The organism is Streptomyces sp. MGP-P1 (assembly GCF_057766565.1).
Window position 1 is genome coordinate 826,215 of sequence record NZ_JBYMEM010000005.1, and the last position, 17,378, is coordinate 843,592.

Annotated in this window: 14 protein-coding genes and 2 CRISPR repeat arrays; of the genes, 12 read left to right on the forward strand and 2 right to left on the reverse strand. The window is 69.6% G+C overall.

Features of this window, described 5'->3' with window-relative positions; all coding sequences use genetic code 11:
• Positions 1-253: 253 nt before the first annotated feature.
• Both AC3CH1_RS13200 and AC3CH1_RS13205 read right to left on the reverse strand, forming a co-directional pair.
• On the reverse strand, positions 254-1,438 hold the full coding sequence (locus tag AC3CH1_RS13200) for a helix-turn-helix domain-containing protein (RefSeq protein ID WP_488463073.1): 1,185 nt from the start codon (positions 1,436-1,438) through the stop codon (positions 254-256).
• A gap of 44 nt (positions 1,439-1,482) precedes the next feature.
• Positions 1,483-2,121, reverse strand: coding sequence for an HAD family hydrolase (locus AC3CH1_RS13205; protein ID WP_397930696.1), 639 nt, complete (start codon positions 2,119-2,121; stop codon positions 1,483-1,485).
• A 131-nt stretch (positions 2,122-2,252) separates the two neighbouring features.
• Here AC3CH1_RS13205 and AC3CH1_RS13210 point away from each other — a divergent pair, with 131 nt between their 5' ends.
• The 12 genes from AC3CH1_RS13210 (at position 2,253) to AC3CH1_RS13265 (ending at position 17,178) form a co-directional block, all read left to right on the forward strand.
• On the forward strand, positions 2,253-2,567 hold the full coding sequence (locus tag AC3CH1_RS13210) for a 4a-hydroxytetrahydrobiopterin dehydratase (RefSeq protein ID WP_488463074.1): 315 nt from the start codon (positions 2,253-2,255) through the stop codon (positions 2,565-2,567).
• A 394-nt stretch (positions 2,568-2,961) separates the two neighbouring features.
• Positions 2,962-4,053, forward strand: coding sequence for a MarR family transcriptional regulator (locus tag AC3CH1_RS13215; RefSeq protein WP_488463075.1), 1,092 nt, complete (start codon positions 2,962-2,964; stop codon positions 4,051-4,053).
• 204 nt (positions 4,054-4,257) lie between these two features.
• Positions 4,258-4,530: a CRISPR direct-repeat array (repeat unit 29 nt; unit sequence GTGGTCCCCGCGCGTGCGGGGGTGGTCCC).
• Between the two features lie 380 nt (positions 4,531-4,910).
• Positions 4,911-9,563: a type I-E CRISPR-associated protein Cse1/CasA gene (gene casA / locus AC3CH1_RS13220; RefSeq protein WP_488463076.1), complete on the forward strand. Its 4,653-nt coding sequence runs from the start codon at positions 4,911-4,913 to the stop codon at positions 9,561-9,563.
• A complete protein-coding gene (gene casB / locus AC3CH1_RS13225) occupies positions 9,560-10,330 on the forward strand; it encodes a type I-E CRISPR-associated protein Cse2/CasB (RefSeq protein WP_488463077.1) in 771 nt (256 codons plus the stop codon). The genes casA and casB overlap by 4 nt, the downstream gene beginning before the upstream one ends.
• 106 nt (positions 10,331-10,436) lie before the next feature.
• Positions 10,437-11,696, forward strand: a complete 1,260-nt coding sequence (gene cas7e / locus AC3CH1_RS13230; protein ID WP_488463494.1) for a type I-E CRISPR-associated protein Cas7/Cse4/CasC — start codon at positions 10,437-10,439, stop codon at positions 11,694-11,696.
• Positions 11,693-12,499, forward strand: a complete 807-nt coding sequence (gene cas5e / locus AC3CH1_RS13235) for a type I-E CRISPR-associated protein Cas5/CasD (protein ID WP_488463078.1) — start codon at positions 11,693-11,695, stop codon at positions 12,497-12,499. The genes cas7e and cas5e overlap by 4 nt, the downstream gene beginning before the upstream one ends.
• Positions 12,499-13,233 carry a type I-E CRISPR-associated protein Cas6/Cse3/CasE gene (gene cas6e, locus AC3CH1_RS13240; RefSeq protein WP_488463079.1) on the forward strand — a complete coding sequence of 245 codons (735 nt, stop codon included), beginning with the start codon at positions 12,499-12,501 and terminating at the stop codon, positions 13,231-13,233. The genes cas5e and cas6e overlap by 1 nt, the downstream gene beginning before the upstream one ends.
• Positions 13,230-14,189, forward strand: coding sequence for a type I-E CRISPR-associated endonuclease Cas1e (gene cas1e, locus AC3CH1_RS13245; protein WP_488463080.1), 960 nt, complete (start codon positions 13,230-13,232; stop codon positions 14,187-14,189). Before cas6e ends, cas1e begins: the two co-directional genes overlap by 4 nt.
• Complete coding sequence (cas2e, locus tag AC3CH1_RS13250) at positions 14,186-14,551, forward strand: type I-E CRISPR-associated endoribonuclease Cas2e (protein WP_488463081.1); 366 nt, start codon at positions 14,186-14,188, stop codon at positions 14,549-14,551. The genes cas1e and cas2e overlap by 4 nt, the downstream gene beginning before the upstream one ends.
• A gap of 123 nt (positions 14,552-14,674) precedes the next feature.
• Positions 14,675-15,069: direct repeats of the CRISPR family, unit length 29 nt; unit sequence GTCGTCCCCGCGCGTGCGGGGTTGTTCCC.
• Between the two features lie 563 nt (positions 15,070-15,632).
• Positions 15,633-15,797, forward strand: coding sequence for a hypothetical protein (locus AC3CH1_RS13255; protein WP_003967683.1), 165 nt, complete (start codon positions 15,633-15,635; stop codon positions 15,795-15,797).
• A gap of 10 nt (positions 15,798-15,807) precedes the next feature.
• Complete coding sequence (locus AC3CH1_RS13260; RefSeq protein ID WP_065486566.1) at positions 15,808-16,101, forward strand: Dabb family protein; 294 nt, start codon at positions 15,808-15,810, stop codon at positions 16,099-16,101.
• A gap of 198 nt (positions 16,102-16,299) precedes the next feature.
• Entirely contained in the window at positions 16,300-17,178 is an 879-nt protein-coding gene (locus tag AC3CH1_RS13265) for an RNA polymerase sigma factor SigF (protein WP_488463082.1), read from the forward strand.
• The last annotated feature ends 200 nt before the right edge of the window (positions 17,179-17,378 follow it).

A 17,378-nucleotide genomic window follows, 5' to 3' on the forward strand; every position in this document is an offset into this window, starting at 1 on the left:
ACAGGAGACTCCGGCACGGCAGGTGGGGCAGCGCTGGGTGTGGCCGAGCCAGATCCGGTACGCGGTGTCGCCACCCTCGCACCGACTGCCCCTCCTGGAGCTTGCCCCGCCATGTGGCCAGGCGATGCGCCGTCCCTCAACCAGCACGGGAATGGTCATGCAGTCTCCTCAACTACCTGTCTGGCACGGACGGGTAGAGCTTGGAGGCTGGGACCGGGTCTGACTGCTACGGCTTGTAGCAGCACGGCGTGGTTCAGACCGCTCCGACCCAGTGGGCGAAGTGCGTGAGACTCTCGGAGTCGGAGCGATGGAAGCGCCGTAGGTTCCGGGCGACCTCGCGCGCCCAAGGATGCTCGCGCGTGTGCTGGGGTGCCGCAGCACGTGCCATCCGAAGGCTGGTGAAGGCCTCTACGGGGCGGCCTGCCCAATCCTGAGCCCTGGCGAGTTCGATGTAGAACCCGCTGCGACGCTCGGCCGGCAGATCGATGCCCGGTGCCCATGCGGCAGCAGCGCGGAGAGCCCGTTCGGCGTGGCCAGGTCCGAGGCTGACCGCGACGGACACTTCGTGGATGCGGACACTTTCAGGCCCGAAGGCCGTGCCGAGGTAGCAGCCCTCTCGGCCGACTTGTTTGCTCAGCTGTCGGGCATGAACCAGGTGAGTGTCGGTCGCCCCTACGTTCTGAGCGCGACTCGCGATCACTGCGGCCCTCATGTGAAGTGCGCCGCGAGCGGCTGCCTGCGTGCGCCCGTCCGGTGGCGGAGCGGCCTCGATGGCCTGCTCCAGCGCTACCAGGCCAGCAGCGTGAGCACGGGCAGCGAAGAACGTCTCGGCGCGAACGTATGAGGCGGTCGCCTGGACGAGAGGGTCCGCAGCGCGGTCCGCAGCCCAGCGCATCAGGTCGATGAGGCGGGCGGAGAGGTCGTGTGCCCCGTGCTTGTAGGCGACGGCATCAGCGCTTCGAGCTGCGGAGGCCAGCATCCGCGCGGCACCCTGGTGTTCGGCACCGGGCGCAGTATGGACGTACCGAATCGCATCGCTCAGCAAGCCAGGGATGACGGTGGCGATGCGGCCGTACTGGGCGGCGAGACGCCAGCCCACCGCCGTGGTGATCCCATCGGCCAGTTCTTCCGGTCTACGCGAGGGTGGGCCCAGAGCCAGGTCGAAACCAGCGATCGCTTCCGACAGGGCAGGCAGCGCCCGGTGGACACGTCGCTCCGTGCCGACATGATCCGTGCGCAGACGCGCGACATCCACCTCAAGGGCGTCCGCGATCGCTTCGAGTACCTCATCACTGGGGCGGCGGGCACCTCGCTCGATGGCGCGGACCATGGCGTAGGACACGTGGGAGGCCGTCGCAAGTGCGGTTTGGGTGTACCGGTGTGCACGGCGGCAGGCGGCGATCCGCTTGCCGATCTCCTGCGGGCTGTCGGAAGACACCCACTGACCGTACTCGCGCGCTGACGTTGTGGAGCCTGATTCCTCTACTCTCCGGTGATCGCGGTGAGTTCTGTGAGCGACTGGATCACCCAGTCGGCAGTCGCGTTCACCTGGTCGTCAGCGCCCCATAGGTGCCCCCAGGGGCCGCGGCGGATGTGTACGGTGCGGAGCCCGGCCCTGGCTCCGGGGAACGTGTCGTTCGCGGGGTGATCACCGACGTACACGGTTTCCCTCGCGGGGGCACCGGACGCTTTGAGGACCCGCTCGAAGAACTCTGCCGAAGGCTTGGCGCAGCCCCACTCCTCAGAGGTCGCGACGAGATCGGCGGGCAGGTCGAGCGCCCGAAGCAACTCACCCGCGCGCACCGTCTGGTTGCCTGCGATGACGACCCGCATCCCGAGTTGCCGTAGCTTCGCAAGCGTGGGGCGGACGTCTACGTACAGGTCGGACTCATCGAGGTGCTCACCCCGTCCGGCTGCCTCGCGGGCGGCGTACTCGGCCGGAATATCGATGCCCGGCTTGAAAAGCCTCAGCGCTTCGGAGTTGTCGAGCCCCTGAGCGGTCACAGCACCAACCAGGGCGGACAGGGTGTGTCTGGGCATGCCGAGCCAATCGGCCCAGGAACCCCAGTAGCGGTCGTCGCGGACGAGGGTCTCACCAATGTCGAACACGAACGTCTTCACACGTCGAGCCTAGGGCGGCCGTCAGCCACCGCGTCATCTTCCCGGCCATTGGTTCGGACTCCGTGGCACGATGCCCCGGTCGGCCGGGGACTTGCGGAGATCCCAGTGCCGGTGATCGAGGGGAGCTGACGATGGGCAAGGATCCACTGCCGGACGAGGAGATCGTCCGGCGGCTGGCCCAGCTGCCGGGCTGGGTTCGCGAAGGGGACATGATCACCCGCACGTTCGAGATTCGCTACCACGGCGGCGTCGCGCTGATTGTGAACGTCGCGGACGTCGAACGGCTCGTCGGGCATCACGCGGACATCGACCTGCGATGGGACCATGTGCGGTTCACCATCACGACACACGACGCCGGACACCGGCTCACCGCAGCCGACTTCGACCTGGCCGCACGGATCGACAAGATCGCGACGGCGCACCAGGCGCAGCCTCACAACTCCTGATCAGGGCAGGCAGATCCGCCTCGCCGAGGCGTGAGCTTCGGGCTTCGGGCTTCGGGCTTCGGGCTTCGGGCTTCGGGCTTCGGGAGGGTCTGGTCACTCTTCCGGGGTACGTGGATGAGGCCCCGACCCGAAGCTCGGGTGCCGGGACTCGGGCGTCGGGATACGGGACCCAAGGTTCGAGCGCCTTCTTTAACCGGCAGGCAGAAGAAGGGGGGTTGGGGAAAACCTCCCCCACCTCCCTACCCCGTAACGGTCAGCAAGTATGACTAATCGTGACGGCTTGCGGCACAGTGTCACGACTGCTTACGGTGCGAGAACTAAACGACCCCGACCGGTGTTGTAAGCACCAGGCCGGGGTCTCACCGCAAGATCGATAACCCAGAAAGCCGATCCCGTGGCTACTCAGCACCCTAGCCCTGCCCTGCCCGCCCCCGCACGCCCCGCCGCGTACCCGATGGCCAAGCCCGGCTACGGCAAACGCTCCGCGCCCGACCAACAGGCCCGTACGCCGTACGACTTCGCGCTCCTCCCGACCCGCGAGCGGTACGTCGCCGGATTCGTCGACCACCTCCCCGAAGGTGCCGCGATGAGCGTGAAGCAACTCGCCAAGCAGCTCCCGCTCTACGGCCAGCAAGCCATCTCCACCGCCCTGACCAGCCTGTCCGTCGCCGGCCACCTGCGGCGCGTCCGGTGCCCCGTCGGCGCGGGCGACGAGACCCGCTGGGTCTTCCGCACCTTCTGGTCCCGCACCGCCCGCGACAACGAGTGGTGGAACACCTACCTCGCCACCGAACAGGCCGCCCTGGCCACAGACTCCGCACCGGAAACCTGCGCCTCCGACACGGCACCGCCGCCACCGTGGGTCCCGGCCGAGGAACCGCCGCCTCCGCCCGCGCCGGAGTGCCCCGGCCCGGAGCGGGCCCCCGAACCCAGCGACGTACCGCGGCAACGCACCCCGGCCCCGGACACCGAGCCCACGCCGCCCACGCCGCCCGCCCCGACCACCGTTCACGCGGCGCCCCACGCCGTCGAAGCCGGCCCCGCCTACCTCGCGCTTGCCCGTCTCGGCCGCAACGACCACCGCCTCGCCCTCTCCGCCGACGACTGCGCAATCTTGGAACCACAGGCAACGGAATGGCTCGCCAGAGGCGTGAGCATCGACTACCTGACCCACGCCCTGACCGCAGGACTCCCCGCACAGGTCGACAGCCCCCTCGGCTTCCTACGTCGCCGCCTCACCGACAAAATCCCACCCCAACTCCCCACCGAAAACACCCGACCCGCCACCCCCGCCCCAACCCGCCGCCTCCTCATGGAATGCACCGACTGCGGACGCCCCGGCCAGCCGGAAGCCCTCCCCGACGGCCTCTGCCGCCTCTGCCGCACCGCCCACTCGGCGGCAGACGAGACCCCGCCCCACCCTGCCGAGATCGCCGACGTCAAAGCCCACATGAGCAACCTCCGCGACCTGCTCAAACCCGTCTGAACACGAGCGCCACGATCACACGACGACGAACGCCCTTCCTCTTGCAGAGACTAGATACCGCACGCGACCGGCAAAGGGCAGAATCACCCCTGCGCATGCCCAACTCCGGGCCAGGACGGTTTGCCACATCGAGGAGATATGTCCGTTTCTCAAGAAGTGGGTAAAAACAGCCCCTCGGGCACATAAACCCGCAGGTCACGAACTGTGGTCCCCGCGCACGCGGGGGTGGTCCCGCCCTGCTCATCGACCGGTACACCCCGAAGCCGTGGTCCCCGCGCACGCGGGGGTGGTCCCAGGCTGCCGTCGGCGCGAATCACGGGAGACGTGTGGTCCCCGCGCGTGCGGGGGTGGTCCCTGAGGTTTCCGAAACCAGGTGTGGGAGGTGGGGTGGTCCCCGCGCGTGCGGGGGTGGTCCCGTCGACTCCGAGGGGCAGCTGTGGTGCCTCCAGTGGTCCCCGCGCGTGCAGGGGTGGTCCCCTCGGACAGCCTGTCCCCCACGGCGCCCAGCAGTGGTCCCCGCACATGCGGGGGGTATTCCTGCGTCGGAAAGGTCCAACATCCCAGCAGAGGTCTGGTCCCCCGCGCACGGAACACGTGCGAATCAAGCCGTCCTGCCTCAGCGAGGGATGCGCCTCGCGCGCGATCGGACCCGTTCCCCACGGTTCCCGCCAGGGTCCGCCCTCCTCGAGTCAACCAACGGAGCCCGGCGACCATGCTCACCGCCACCTCCAGCCAGCATGAAGCGCGGCAGTCATCAGCAGATCACTCCCCACCGCCGCACTCGATCAGATAAGTGCACTTGCGTTCATTCTCGGTCATCGCAACCGTCGGCTACTTCGACGATGTCCAATACGCCCATGAGCCGCGATCATCCGGAAAGCCTCTCGGCTTTCGCCCGCCTGTCCCCCACCTCCCGCACCGCCTGGGGCAAGCACGACCGGCAGACCGAACAGTGGCTCCCCCTCTGGCGGCACATGGCGGACAGCGCCGCCGTGGCAGGCCGGCTCTGGGACGAGTGGGTGCCCGACAACGTCCAGGCGCTCATCGCTGATGCGTTCCCCCAAGGTGCGCGGGACGCCCGGCAAGTGGCCGTCTACCTCGCCTGTGTGCACGACATCGGCAAGGCCACCCCCGCCTTCGCCTGTCAGGTGGATGGGCTCGCCGACCGGATGCGGGCGGCCGGGCTCTCCATGCCGTATCAGAAGCAGTTCGGGCTGGACCGCAGGATGGCTCCGCACGGACTGGCCGGGCAGCTGCTCATCCAGGAGTGGCTGGGGGAGCGGTTCGGGTGGACCGAGCGGGTCTCCGGGCAGTTCGCCGTGGTCGCGGGCGGACACCACGGCACGCCCCCGGATCACCAGCAGATCCACGATCTCGGGCTTCGGCCCCACCTGTTGCGTACGGGAGGGGAGAGCGAGGTCGTCTGGCGGGATGTCCAGTACGAGCTGATGGATGCCTGCGCCGGGCGGGCGGGCGTGCAGGAGCGGCTCGCCGCATGGCGGTCCGTTCGGTTGCCGCAGCCCGTCCAGGTCGTGCTCACCGCGATCGTCATCGTCTCCGACTGGATCGCCAGCTCCTCCGAGCTGTTCCCGTACGATCCCGATTCCTGGTCCCCCGTGGGGCCGGAAGGGGAACTCCGTCGACTCGCGGCCGCCTGGGCCGGGCTGGACCTGCCCGGGCCGTGGCGAGCCGAACAACCACCCGGCACCGCAGCCGAGTTGTTCCATGAGCGGTTCGATCTTCCGCAGGGCGCCCGGATCAGACCCGTACAGGACGAGGCGGTGCGCGTGGCCCGGGAGCTACCGGGCCCCGGCCTCCTGATCATCGAGGCGCCCATGGGTGAGGGCAAGACCGAGGCCGCCTTCGCTGCGGCGGAGATCCTGGCTGCCCGTTCGGGTGCCGGTGGGTGTCTCGTAGCGCTGCCGACCCGCGCCACCGGGGACGCCATGTTTCCCCGTCTGCTGCGCTGGCTGGAGCGGCTGCCCTCGGACGGGCCCCGATCCGTGGTCCTCGCCCACGCCAAGGCCGCCCTCAACGAGATCTGGGCCGGGATGACGAAGGCCGACCGGCGGACGATCACGGCCGTCGACCTGGACGGTTCGATCGAGGACGTCTCCCCTGCCGGGGCCGCGAGCCGCGTCGATCCCTCCTCCCTCCACGCCCACCAGTGGCTCCGAGGCCGCAAGAAGGCGCTGCTCTCCTCCTTCGCCGTCGGCACCATCGACCAGGTGCTCTTCGCCGGGCTCAAGAGCCGGCACCTGGCGCTGCGGCACCTCGCCGTCGCGGGCAAGGTCGTCATCATCGACGAAGTACACGCGTACGACGCGTATATGAACGCCTACCTCGACCGTGTACTGGAGTGGCTGGCGGCCTACCGGGTGCCCGTCGTGATGCTCTCCGCCACCCTGCCCGCCCGGCGCCGGCGCGAGCTGGCCGCCGCGTATTCCGGGGAGGAGACTCCCGAACTCGCCGAAGCCCTCGACCTGCCCGACGACGCCTATCCGTTGATCACCGCCGTGGCCCCCGGAGACGCCGTCCTGACGGCCCGGCCCGAACCCGCCTCCGGCCGGCGTACCGAAGTGGTCCTGGAGCGGGTGGGCGACGAACTGCCCTTGTTGGTCGGGCGGTTGGAGGAGGAACTTCGGGACGGCGGCTGCGCCCTCGTCGTACGCAACACCGTCGACCGGGTACTGGAGGCCGCCGAGCACCTCCGCGCCCACTTCGGGGCGGAGGCCGTCACCGTGGCGCATTCCCGGTTCATCCCAGCCGACCGGGCGCGCAAGGACACCGAGCTGCGTGAGCGGTTCGGGCCCGGTGGCGACCGTCCCGGCGGCCCGCACATCGTGGTGGCCAGCCAGGTCGTCGAACAGTCCCTGGACATCGACTTCGACCTGCTGGTCACCGATCTCGCCCCCGTGGACCTGGTGCTCCAGCGCATGGGGCGGCTGCACCGCCATCCGCGGACCCGGCCGCCCCGACTCGCGCAGGCCCGCTGCCTGGTCACCGGGGTGGAGGACTGGAACGCCGACCAGCCCGTGCCCGTACGCGGTTCCCTCGCCGTGTACCAGGGACCGCACACCTTGCTGCGGGCGCTCGCCGTGCTGGGTCCGCATCTCGACGGCGTACCGCTGGTGCTGCCGGACCACATCAGTCCGTTGGTACAGGCCGCATACGACGAACGGCCGGTCGGGCCCGCGCACTGGGCTCCCGCGTTGGCCGAAGCCCGGCGACAGTATCTGACCCGGCTGGCCGAGAAGCGGGAGCGGGCCGACGTGTTCCGGCTGGGGCCGGTACGGCGGGCGGGCCGGCCCCTGTTCGGCTGGCTCGACGGCAACGCCGGGGACGCGGACGACAGTCGTGACGGGCGCGCCCAGGTGCGGGACAGCGAAGAGAGCCTTGAGGTCCTGGTCGTCCAGCGCCGGGCGGACGGCCGGCTGACCACCGTGGGCTGGCTCGACGGCGGTCGCGGCGGGCTTGACCTGCCGGAGCACGCGCCTCCGCCGTACCGGGCCGCCGAGATCGTCGCCGCGTGCGCGGTGACGCTGCCCCGGGCGCTCACTCATCCGGGTGTGATCGACCGGACCATCGCGGAGCTGGAGCGCTTCGTCGTACCGGCCTGGCAGGTGAAGGAGTGCCCCTGGTTGGCAGGAGAGTTGCTGCTCGTTCTGGACGAGGACTGTCAGACCCACCTGTCAGGGTTGGAGGTCCACTACAGCGCCGACGACGGACTCCGGGTGGGTCCTGCCGGCGCGCGCAGCGCAAGCAGAGCAAAGGGGCTCGAAGCGGTGGCGTCCTCAGTGCCTTCTTTCGACCTGGTCTCCCGGCCGTGGCTGCCCGTCCAGTACGAGGACGGCTCCACCGGCGAGCTCTCGCTGACGGACGTCTTCGCGCGGGCGGGCGAGGTGCGTCGACTGGTGGGGGATCTGCCGACGCAGGAGCTGGCCCTGCTGCGGCTGCTGCTGGCGATTCTGTACGACGCGTTGGACGAGGCCGAAGGCCGATCAGGCGGCGCACCGGCGCAGCTGGAGGACTGGGAAGCGCTGTGGGACGCGCCGGGCTCCTTCGAGGTCGTCACCGGCTATCTCGACCGGCACCGGCACCGCTTCGACCTTCTCCACCCGGAGCGCCCGTTCTTCCAGGTGGCGGGGTTGCATACGCAGAAGCACGAAGTCGCCTCGCTGAACCGGATCGTGGCCGACGTGCCGAACGGCGAGGCGTTCTTCTCCATGCGCCGACCCGGTGTCGATCGGCTCGGTCTCGCCGAGGCCGCCCGCTGGCTCGTCCACACCCATGCGTACGACTCGTCCGGGATCAAGTCCGGTATGGAGGGCGACGCGCGGGTCAAGGGTGGAAAAGTCTACCCGCAGGGCGTCGGCTGGGTAGGTGGCCTCGGTGGTGTCTTCGCGGAGGGCGCGTCCCTGCGCGAGACCCTCCTGCTGAATCTGATTCCGACGGATGAGGACATCCTGACGTCGGAGCCGAAGGCCGATCTCCCCGTATGGCGCCGCGATACGCCCCCGGGGCTCGGCGTGGCGGAAGTCGACCCTTCCGTGCCTCGCCCGGCGGGCCCCCGTGACCTCTACACCTGGCAGTCCCGGCGGCTTCTCCTCCACACGGAGGGCTCCGACGTCATCGGGGTCGTCCTCGGTTACGGGGACCCGCTCGCCCCGGCCAACCGGCAGAAGGCGGAACCGATGACGGGCTGGCGCCGCAGCCCCGCACAGGAGAAGAAGCTCGGCCGGCCGCTGGTCTACCTGCCGCGTCAGCACGACCCCGACCGGGCGGCATGGCGTGGCCTGGCGAGCCTGCTGTACGCCCAGCGGCAGGACGGCGACACGACCGGGCGGGGCACGGACCGGAGCCGGCCGCCCGGGGTCGTGGGATGGCTGGCCCTGCTCAGTACCGAGGGCGTGCTGCCGAAAGGGTCGTTGATCCGTACGCGGTTGGTCGGCGCGGTCTACGGAACGCAGCAGTCCGTGGTGGACGAAGTGGTGGACGACTCCATCGCCCTGCCGGTCGTTCTGCTCCACCAGGGCTGCCGCTTGCACGGGGCGGTCGCGGTCGACGCCGTCGCCGACGCCGAGCGGGCCGTGTCCGCTCTCGGGCACCTGGCCGGGAATCTGGCGCGCGCGTCCGGTTCGGAGGCCGGGCCGGCTACAACCACCGCCCGGGACCAAGGCTTCGGGGCGCTGGACGGGCCGTACCGGCGCTGGCTGGTGGATCTCGCGGAGGACACGGATCTGGCGCGGGCTCGTGCCGTGTGGCACGCCACCGTTCGGCTCACCGTGCTCGGCCTCGGCCGTGAGCTTCTCGACTCGGCGGGCCGGGGAGCGGCCGAGGGGCGGGTGATCGAGCTGCCGGGCGTGGGCAAGCGCTGGATCGACAGTTCTCGGGCGGACCTGTGGTTCCGGACCCGGATCAACAAGGTGCTGCCCAAGCCACCGCCCGACAGGCCCGTCGCGGCCGATCCCGACCGCGCCGCTTCGGCTCCTCCGGAGGGAACAGCATGACCATCACACCTACGACGACCGGCGCGGACACCTCGCCACGTCCCCGGGACAGCGGGCGCGCGGCCGAGCGGCTGCCCGCTCATCGGCTGGTCGCCCGCGCGACGGGTTCGTACATCGCACGGATTCAGCCCCAGTATCTGTCCGACACCTCGTCCGCCGTGGCGGAGCTCGCCCGGCTGCGGCGCGGAGCGGGGAAGCGGGTTCACCAGGTCCAGGACCTGTGGGGCGTCGGTGGGACGGAGGAGCTGGCCCGGCTGCTCGATGGCAGGAAAGAATCCATCCGCCACGAATACGCCGAGGAGGCCGTCTTCCTCGCCTCCACCCTGTGGGCCCTGCACCAGCAGTCCGGACGCGACACAGGCATGCACGACCGGAGGCAGAACCTGGGCGGTGCCGTCCGCGCGCTGATCCGACTGAAGGGGGCCTCGGGCGAGGACGAGGAGGACTCCACGCTGCGCAAGCGCCTGGTGCGCGTCGGAACGGCCGAATCCCTCGACTCGGTCGCCGTACGGCTCAGGGAGATCGTGCTGCTCCTGCGCGGCGCGCGGGAGCCCCTCGACTACGCGCGCCTGGCCGGCCAGCTCTACCGCTGGCAGCACCGCCCCGACCGGGGCGGGGTTCAGCGGGAATGGGGCCGCGAGTTCCATCTGGCCACCGCCTCGGCCGCGAGAAGAGGGAAGACGCCCTCCGACGGTGAGACCGGCGATGCGATCGACCGGACGTTGCCCCCGGATGAGGAGTACGGCGGTTACGCGGCCGGGGAGTAACGCCCCGCGCTCCTACACCGTCGCGGCGGGCTCCTTCGCCCTCCCCGCGCCCCTCTCAGAACATTTCGCGCACGACGACGAACAGAGGAATTGAGCACGCGTGCCACTGAACCGGACGATTCTCGACATCCACATTCTCCAGACCGTTCCGCCGAGCAACCTGAATCGCGATGACACGGGGACGCCGAAATCGGCGACGTACGGGGGCGTGCGGCGCTCCCGCGTGTCCAGCCAGGCGTGGAAGCGGGCGACCCGTACGGCGTTCGCCGAGCTGCTCGACCCATCCGAACTCGGCATTCGTACCAAGAAGGTCGTGGAGGTACTCGCCGACCGGATCCTGGATCTGGACCCTTCGCTGTCGCGTGCCGCCGCGCAGAGCCTGGCGGCGGAGACCATCACCACGGCGACCGGCTCGAAGGTCGCCGTCCCCACCCGAAAGAGCAAGCAGGACGTGGAGGACGCCGCCGCCGAGTCCACCTACCTGATGTTCCTGAGCGGCCGGCAGTACGACGCCCTTGCCGCGATGACAATCGAAGGCGGGAAGGGCGGCGACGTCAAGGCGCTCAAGGACTTCTACAAGGACAAGGAGAACAAGTCACGGGTCAAGCAGCTCGTTCTCACCGAACACTCCGTGGACATCGCCCTGTTCGGGCGCATGGTCGCGGACTCGACCGATCTGAATGTGGACGCGGCGGCCCAGGTCGCCCATGCGCTGAGCGTGCACACGGTGGAGGTCGAATCGGACTACTACACAGCGGTCGACGACAAGAACACGAACGCTGAAACCGGCGCCGGAATGATCGGCACCGTCGACTTCAACTCCGCCACTCTTTACCGCTATGCCGCACTGGATGTGAACCGCCTCCAGGAGAATCTGGGCGCCGGGCACGACTCTGCCCGGCCGGCGGAACCAACGCGGCGTGCTGTCACGGCGTTCCTCGAAGGGTTCATCACGTCCCTCCCCACCGGAAAGATCAACTCGTTCGGCAACCAGACCCTGCCGGCCGCGGTGCTCGTGAAGCTCCGCTCCCGACGGCCGGTCAGTTACGTGGCCGCGTTCGAGGAGCCGGTGGCCATGCGCAGCGAAGGTGGCTTTCTCACGGGAAGCTGCGAGAAGCTGGCCGAGTTCGTGCCGGACCTGGAGACGAGCTTCGGCCTCTCCGACGGCCCGGAGGGCTGGGTCGTCCGGGTGGGCAAAGAGACGAAGGCTCTGGAGGCGCTGGGCACGTCCGTGAGCCTGCCCGAGCTGCTGGCCGCCGTGGGGGACGCTGTGGTCGCCCGGGTAGCGCCGGAGGGCACAGGGCGTGTCACCGGCGTCCCCGGCGCGAGGGGCGCCTCGGGTCTCGTGCCGGAGCCCGGGGCATGACCGTGCTGCTGTTGCGGCTCGCGGGCCCCCTCCAGTCCTGGGGGTCGGCCGCCCGCTTCACCCGCCGCACCACGGAGAACGCGCCGACCAAGAGTGGTGTCATCGGCCTCCTCGCCGCAGCCCAGGGCCGCAGACGGGACGCCGGTCTCACCGACCTCGCGGCGCTGGAGTTCGGTGTCCGTGTCGACCAGCCCGGCACCCGGCTCCGCGACTTCCAGACGGCGCACCACAGCGACACGCTCAAGTCGATGCCGCTGTCGGAGCGCTTCTACCTCGCCGACGCGGTGTTCGTGGCCGGGGTGAGCGGTGAGGCCGGCCTCGTACAGCGGCTGTACGAGGCGCTGCTGGAGCCGGTGTTCCTGCCCTACCTGGGCCGTCGTTCCTGCCCGCCATCGCAGCCGGTGACGCTCGCGGAGCCGCTGGACGGGGAGCTGGAGCAGACACTCAGGGAAGCGCCGTGGGAGGCGTCCGGCTGGTACCGGAAGCGCCGTGACACCTCGTTCCGTCGCCGAGGTCAGTCACCGCCCGCCGAAGTGCGCCTGGACCTCCTGCTGGACAGCCCGCCCGGCCCCGGCCGGTTGCCGGACATCACTCTGCGGGACCTCCCGGTGAGCTTCGACCCGCGCCACCGCCGGTACGGGCTGCGGGGCGTACGGACGACCGAGACCAGCGTGCCCACAGCTGCCGGGGCCCGGCCGGCACGGCCGCCACATGAACCCACGGCCCTGCTCACACCCGTCACGCCCATCACACCCGTCACGCCCGTCACGCCCGTCACGCGCGCCGCAACGAGGACCGACTGATGTACCTCACCCGATTCCGTGTGAACACCGGCCGGTCAGAGGGCCGCCGGCTGCTCGGCTCACCGCACCGCGTGCACGGCGCGGTGAACGCCTCCTTCCCCACCCCGCCCTCCCGCGACGGATCCGGCCCCCGGGTGCTGTGGCGGGTGGACCGCAACGGGACCTCCGAGACGCTGCTCTACGTCGTCAGCCCCAGCCGCCCCGACCTGACCCACCTGGTGGAGCAGGCGGGCTGGCCCGCCTCGGACGAACCCGGGTGGACGACGTTCGCGTACGCCGACTTCCTCACCGCGCTCCACCCGAACGACACATGGGCATTCAGGCTCACCGCGAACCCCGTGCACAACGTGCGCCACGCGTACGTGAAGGAGGGGGAGCGGACGAAGCGGGCCGCGCACCAGACCGCCCGGCACCAGATGGACTGGCTGCTGGAGCGGCAGGAGAAGGCCGGCTTCGAGGTCGTTCGCAAGTCGGCGGAACAACGCCTGCTGCCCGAGGGCGACGAGTACGAACTGGTCGTCCGCGACCGGATCCCGCTTCAATTCCGACGCACGGCGGAGGCGACGCGCGGGAACAGCGACGTACAGATCACCAAGGTCACCTTCGACGGGCGTCTGCGCGTCACGGATCCGGACCTTCTCCGCCGCACGCTCACCCACGGCCTGGGCAAGGCCAAGGCGTACGGCTGCGGCTTGATGACGCTGGCCCCGGTACGGGGGAGGGGGGAAGGGTGAGCACGGTCGGCCGTAGGGGGGCCTCCACTCCTCGGGAGCTCACCCGGGTCGGTGACCGGCTCTCGTTCGTCTACCTGGAACGGTGCACGGTGCACCGGGACTCCAACGCGATCACCGCCGAGGACGCGGACGGCGTCACGCACATCCCGTCCGCCACCATCGGCACGCTCCTGCTCGGCCCGGGCACCCGCGTCACCCACCAGGCGATGGCGCTCCTCGGCGACAGCGGAGCCGGCGTGGCGTGGGTCGGCGAGCACGGAGTCCGGTACTACGCGGGTGGCCGGGCGCTCACCCGTTCCTCGGGGCTGATCGAGGCACAGGCCACGGCCTGGGCGAACCGGCGCACCCGACTGGACGTGGCGCGCGCCATGTACCGGCTGCGGTTTCCGGGCGAGGACACCACAGGCCTCTCGCGGAAGGAACTCCTCGGCAAGGAGGGCACGCGGCTGCGGGAGTGCTACAGACGGGAGTCCCAGCGTACGGGCGTGCCCTGGCGCAAGCGTGAGTACCACCGTGACGACTTCTCCGCGGGGGATGCCCCCAACCAGGCCGTAACGGCCGCCGCGCAGTGCATGTACGGCGTATCCCACTCCGTCGTCGCGGCCCTGGGCTGCTCGCCGGGGCTGGGGTTCGTCCACTCCGGCCACGAACGCTCGTTCGTCATGGACGTCGCGGACTTCTACAAGACGGACATCGCCATTCCCGCCGCCTTCGACGCGGCAGTCGAGGGGGTGGACGACATCGCGGCCCGGACCCGCCGCATGCTGCGGGACCACATCAATCGGACGGGCCTGCTCGACCGTTGTGTCCAGGACATCAAGGAGTTGCTCGGCTACGACGGCACCCGCGACACGGCCCAGGCGGACAGCGCGTCGTCGGACCGGGTCACGCTCCAGTCCGACGGAGACGTCATGGTCGAGGGCGGGCGCAACCACGGAGACGAGATCATCTGGTGACCGTCATCGTCCTCACCAACTGCCCGGTCGGCCTCAGGGGCTTCCTCACCCGCTGGCTGCTGGAAATCTCCCCGGGCGTCTTCCTCGGCTCTCCGTCCACCCGCATCCGCGACCTCCTGTGGGCCGAAGTCCGCGAGTACGCCGGCCAGGGCCGCGCCCTGCTCGCCTACCAGACGGACAACGAGCAGGGCTACGCCTTCGAAACCCACGACCACACCTGGCACCCGACCGACCACGAGGGCCTCACCCTGATCCACCGCCCGAGCACCCATGCCCCGCGGGCGGGGAGCGCGGCGGCCGATGTTCCCCGCCAGGGCTGGAGCAAGGCTTCGAAGCGACGGCGGTTCGGGGGCGGGAGGTAGGTGCGGCGTCGAGGGCAGGGGCAGGTCGGCGTACACCACAGGGCAGGAAGATCCCTTATGCCTGAATCCAATGAAGTGGGTAAAAACAGGCTCCTGCCCGCATAGAACACCAGGTCAGTGACTGTCGTCCCCGCGCGTGCGGGGTTGTTCCCTCCACGGACGACGCCTGATCGTCTGCAGCGAGGTCGTCCCCGCGCGTGCGGGGTTGTTCCCGCCCGCACCGCACTCTCCGGCCTCCGCGACGAGTCGTCCCCGCGCGTGCGGGGTTGTTCCCTTCCCGAAAGCGTCGGTTCCGTGGAACGTGATGTCGTCCCCGCGCGTGCGGGGTTGTTCCCGTCAGGCGCATTTTCACGGTGCTGCGGTCAGAGTCGTCCCCGCGCGTGCGGGGTTGTTCCCGGTGTCAGGAGGTCCGGACGCCAGATGCCGACGTCGTCCCCGCGCGTGCGGGGTTGTTCCCGGCCTCGACCTCCTGGAGGTCGACCTGTCGCTGTCGTCCCCGCGCGTGCGGGGCTGTTGCGCCCGCGCGAGCGCCCCGGACCGACGGCTCCCGGTGGACACCTAGGGTAGCCACAACGCGGCGGGAACCCCCACGTCAGCCGTTCGCCTACGCCCACCGGCTCTCCCCGGTCACCGCGCCCAGGAGCTTCCGCGGGCTTCTGGCCTTCCCTGTCCGCCTTCGGCAAGCGGCGAAACAGCGGAGCGCCCGGTCGCCGTACAGAGGATGTACGGCGACCGGGCGCTCCGGTTCATGGTTCAGGTCGGGGGAAGCGGCATCGGGGGGACAAGCCGCTTCCCCCGGTGGGAACAGGGCCTGCTGGTCCTCCGCCGCGGTCAGGGGGGATCGCGCGGCGGTGACCCCACAGAGAGGTCCTGTTCCGGCCCTCCGGGTCCTGCCTGGTCCCGTTGGGCTCGGTATCCATCCTGCCGGGCGGCGGGAGTCGTGTGGTCGGGCGAAAGGCCTCGATGGTGGGGACGTAGGTCCTTAAAAGGCGCATCAGTGATCGAAAACAGCCACCGAATACGGCCATCCGTGCGGATACAATCGCCCGATCGCACATGGGGTCGACGGGGAGGCAGGATTGTGGCCAAGGCAAAGACGATCATCATCTACATAGTGGTGGTCTTCGTGCTGTACACGATCATCATGTCTCCGCAGCGGGCCGCCGAGCTGGTCCAGGTAGGGTTCGAAGGCATATCCACCGCCGCGCAGAGCGTCGGTGACTTCATGTCAGAGCTCGTGAAGTAGGAGTAGCGCGATGATCCGCCACCTGGTCCTTTTCAAGCTGAACGACGGCGTCGAACGGGACGACCCGCGAGTCGTCGCCGGGGACCGGGCCTTCCGGGAGCTGGAGGGGCAGGTTCCGGAGCTGGAGTTCTGGGAGTGCGCCTGGAACATCACCGACCGGCCGATCGCCTACGACTACGCCATCAACTCCGCCGTCGCCGACGAGGACGCGCTCAAGCGGTACATCGAGCACCCGGCCCACCAGGCCGCCGCCGGACAGTGGCGGGAATTCGCCACTTGGGTGATCGCCGACTACCCCTTCTGACCCTTCCCCGGCGCCGGTTCGGTCCGGTTCCCGCAACCCCTCGCCCGTCGGGCGGGGGGTTTCTCCGTTCCGTTTAAACCTTTATGACCTCAACACGGCACTATGAGGTGCTTGCACACAGTGGACATGTCTTGTGATGCTATGACCGCTTTTGACGGATGAGTTGACCGTAGTTGACCGCGAAGGGGTGGCGTCACCGTGCCGGCCAGTACAGCGCCTCAAGTGCCTCCCCAGACAGTCCAGGCCGTCCAGACCGTCCGGGCCGAGGACATCCAGACCGAGACCCCGGACCCTTCCGTCAGGCCCGCCAGGACCCGCGGCGCCGACACCAGGGCGCTCACCCAGGTCCTCTTCGGCCAGCTCAAGAATTTGGAGCCGGGCACTCCGGAGCACGGGCGGGTCCGGGCCGCCCTCATCGAGGCGAACCTCCCCCTCGTGCGGTACGCCGCAGCGCGGTTCCGCAGCCGCAACGAACCGATGGAGGACGTCGTCCAGGTCGGCACCATCGGCCTGATCAACGCCATCGACCGGTTCGACCCGGACCGCGGGGTTCAGTTCCCCACGTTCGCGATGCCCACCGTCGTCGGCGAGATCAAGCGGTACTTCCGCGACAACGTGCGCACCGTCCACGTCCCCCGCCGGCTGCACGAGCTGTGGGTCCAGGTCACCGGCGCCACCGAGGACCTGACGACCGCCCACGGCCGGTCCCCGACGACCGCCGAGATCGCCGAGCGGCTGAAGATCTCCGAGGATGAAGTGCTCGCCTGCATCGAGGCCGGGCGCTCGTACCACGCCACCTCCCTGGAGGCCGCCCAGGAGGGCGACGGGCTGCCCGGGCTCCTCGACCGCCTCGGTTACGAGGACCCCGCGCTCGCGGGTGTCGAGCACCGCGATCTCGTACGGCACCTCCTCGTCCAGCTCCCCGAGCGCGAGCAGCGCATCCTCCTCCTGCGCTACTACAGCAACTTGACTCAGTCTCAGATCAGCGCGGAACTGGGCGTCTCCCAGATGCATGTGTCAAGGCTTCTCGCCAGAAGTTTCGCCCGACTGAGATCCGCAAACAGGATCGAGGCGTAACCGGAACGGGTAGACCGTCCAGAGAGCAGTTCTGGCGGCATAAAAGGCCTACACCCCCTGTTTCCAGGGCGGATTCGGCGCTGACTTGTCGACATGTCACTACAGCGCGTTGCCGACATGTGACATTCTGCTCGAAGCGCGTTTGCCGCAGCCCCGCCTCCGGTATTCAGGTGGAGGCTGCGTTCCTCCGATGGTCGCGG

Excerpts from the sequence above, each read along its gene's own strand:
- casA (WP_488463076.1), top strand. The coding sequence starts at position 4,911 with ATGAGCCGCGATCATCCGGAAAGCCTCTCGGCTTTCGCCCGCCTGTCC.
- AC3CH1_RS13210 (WP_488463074.1), top strand. The coding sequence starts at position 2,253 with ATGGGCAAGGATCCACTGCCGGACGAGGAGATCGTCCGGCGGCTGGCC.
- casB (WP_488463077.1), top strand. The coding sequence starts at position 9,560 with ATGACCATCACACCTACGACGACCGGCGCGGACACCTCGCCACGTCCC.
- cas5e (WP_488463078.1), top strand. The coding sequence starts at position 11,693 with ATGACCGTGCTGCTGTTGCGGCTCGCGGGCCCCCTCCAGTCCTGGGGG.
- cas6e (WP_488463079.1), top strand. The coding sequence starts at position 12,499 with ATGTACCTCACCCGATTCCGTGTGAACACCGGCCGGTCAGAGGGCCGC.
- AC3CH1_RS13260 (WP_065486566.1), top strand. The coding sequence starts at position 15,808 with ATGATCCGCCACCTGGTCCTTTTCAAGCTGAACGACGGCGTCGAACGG.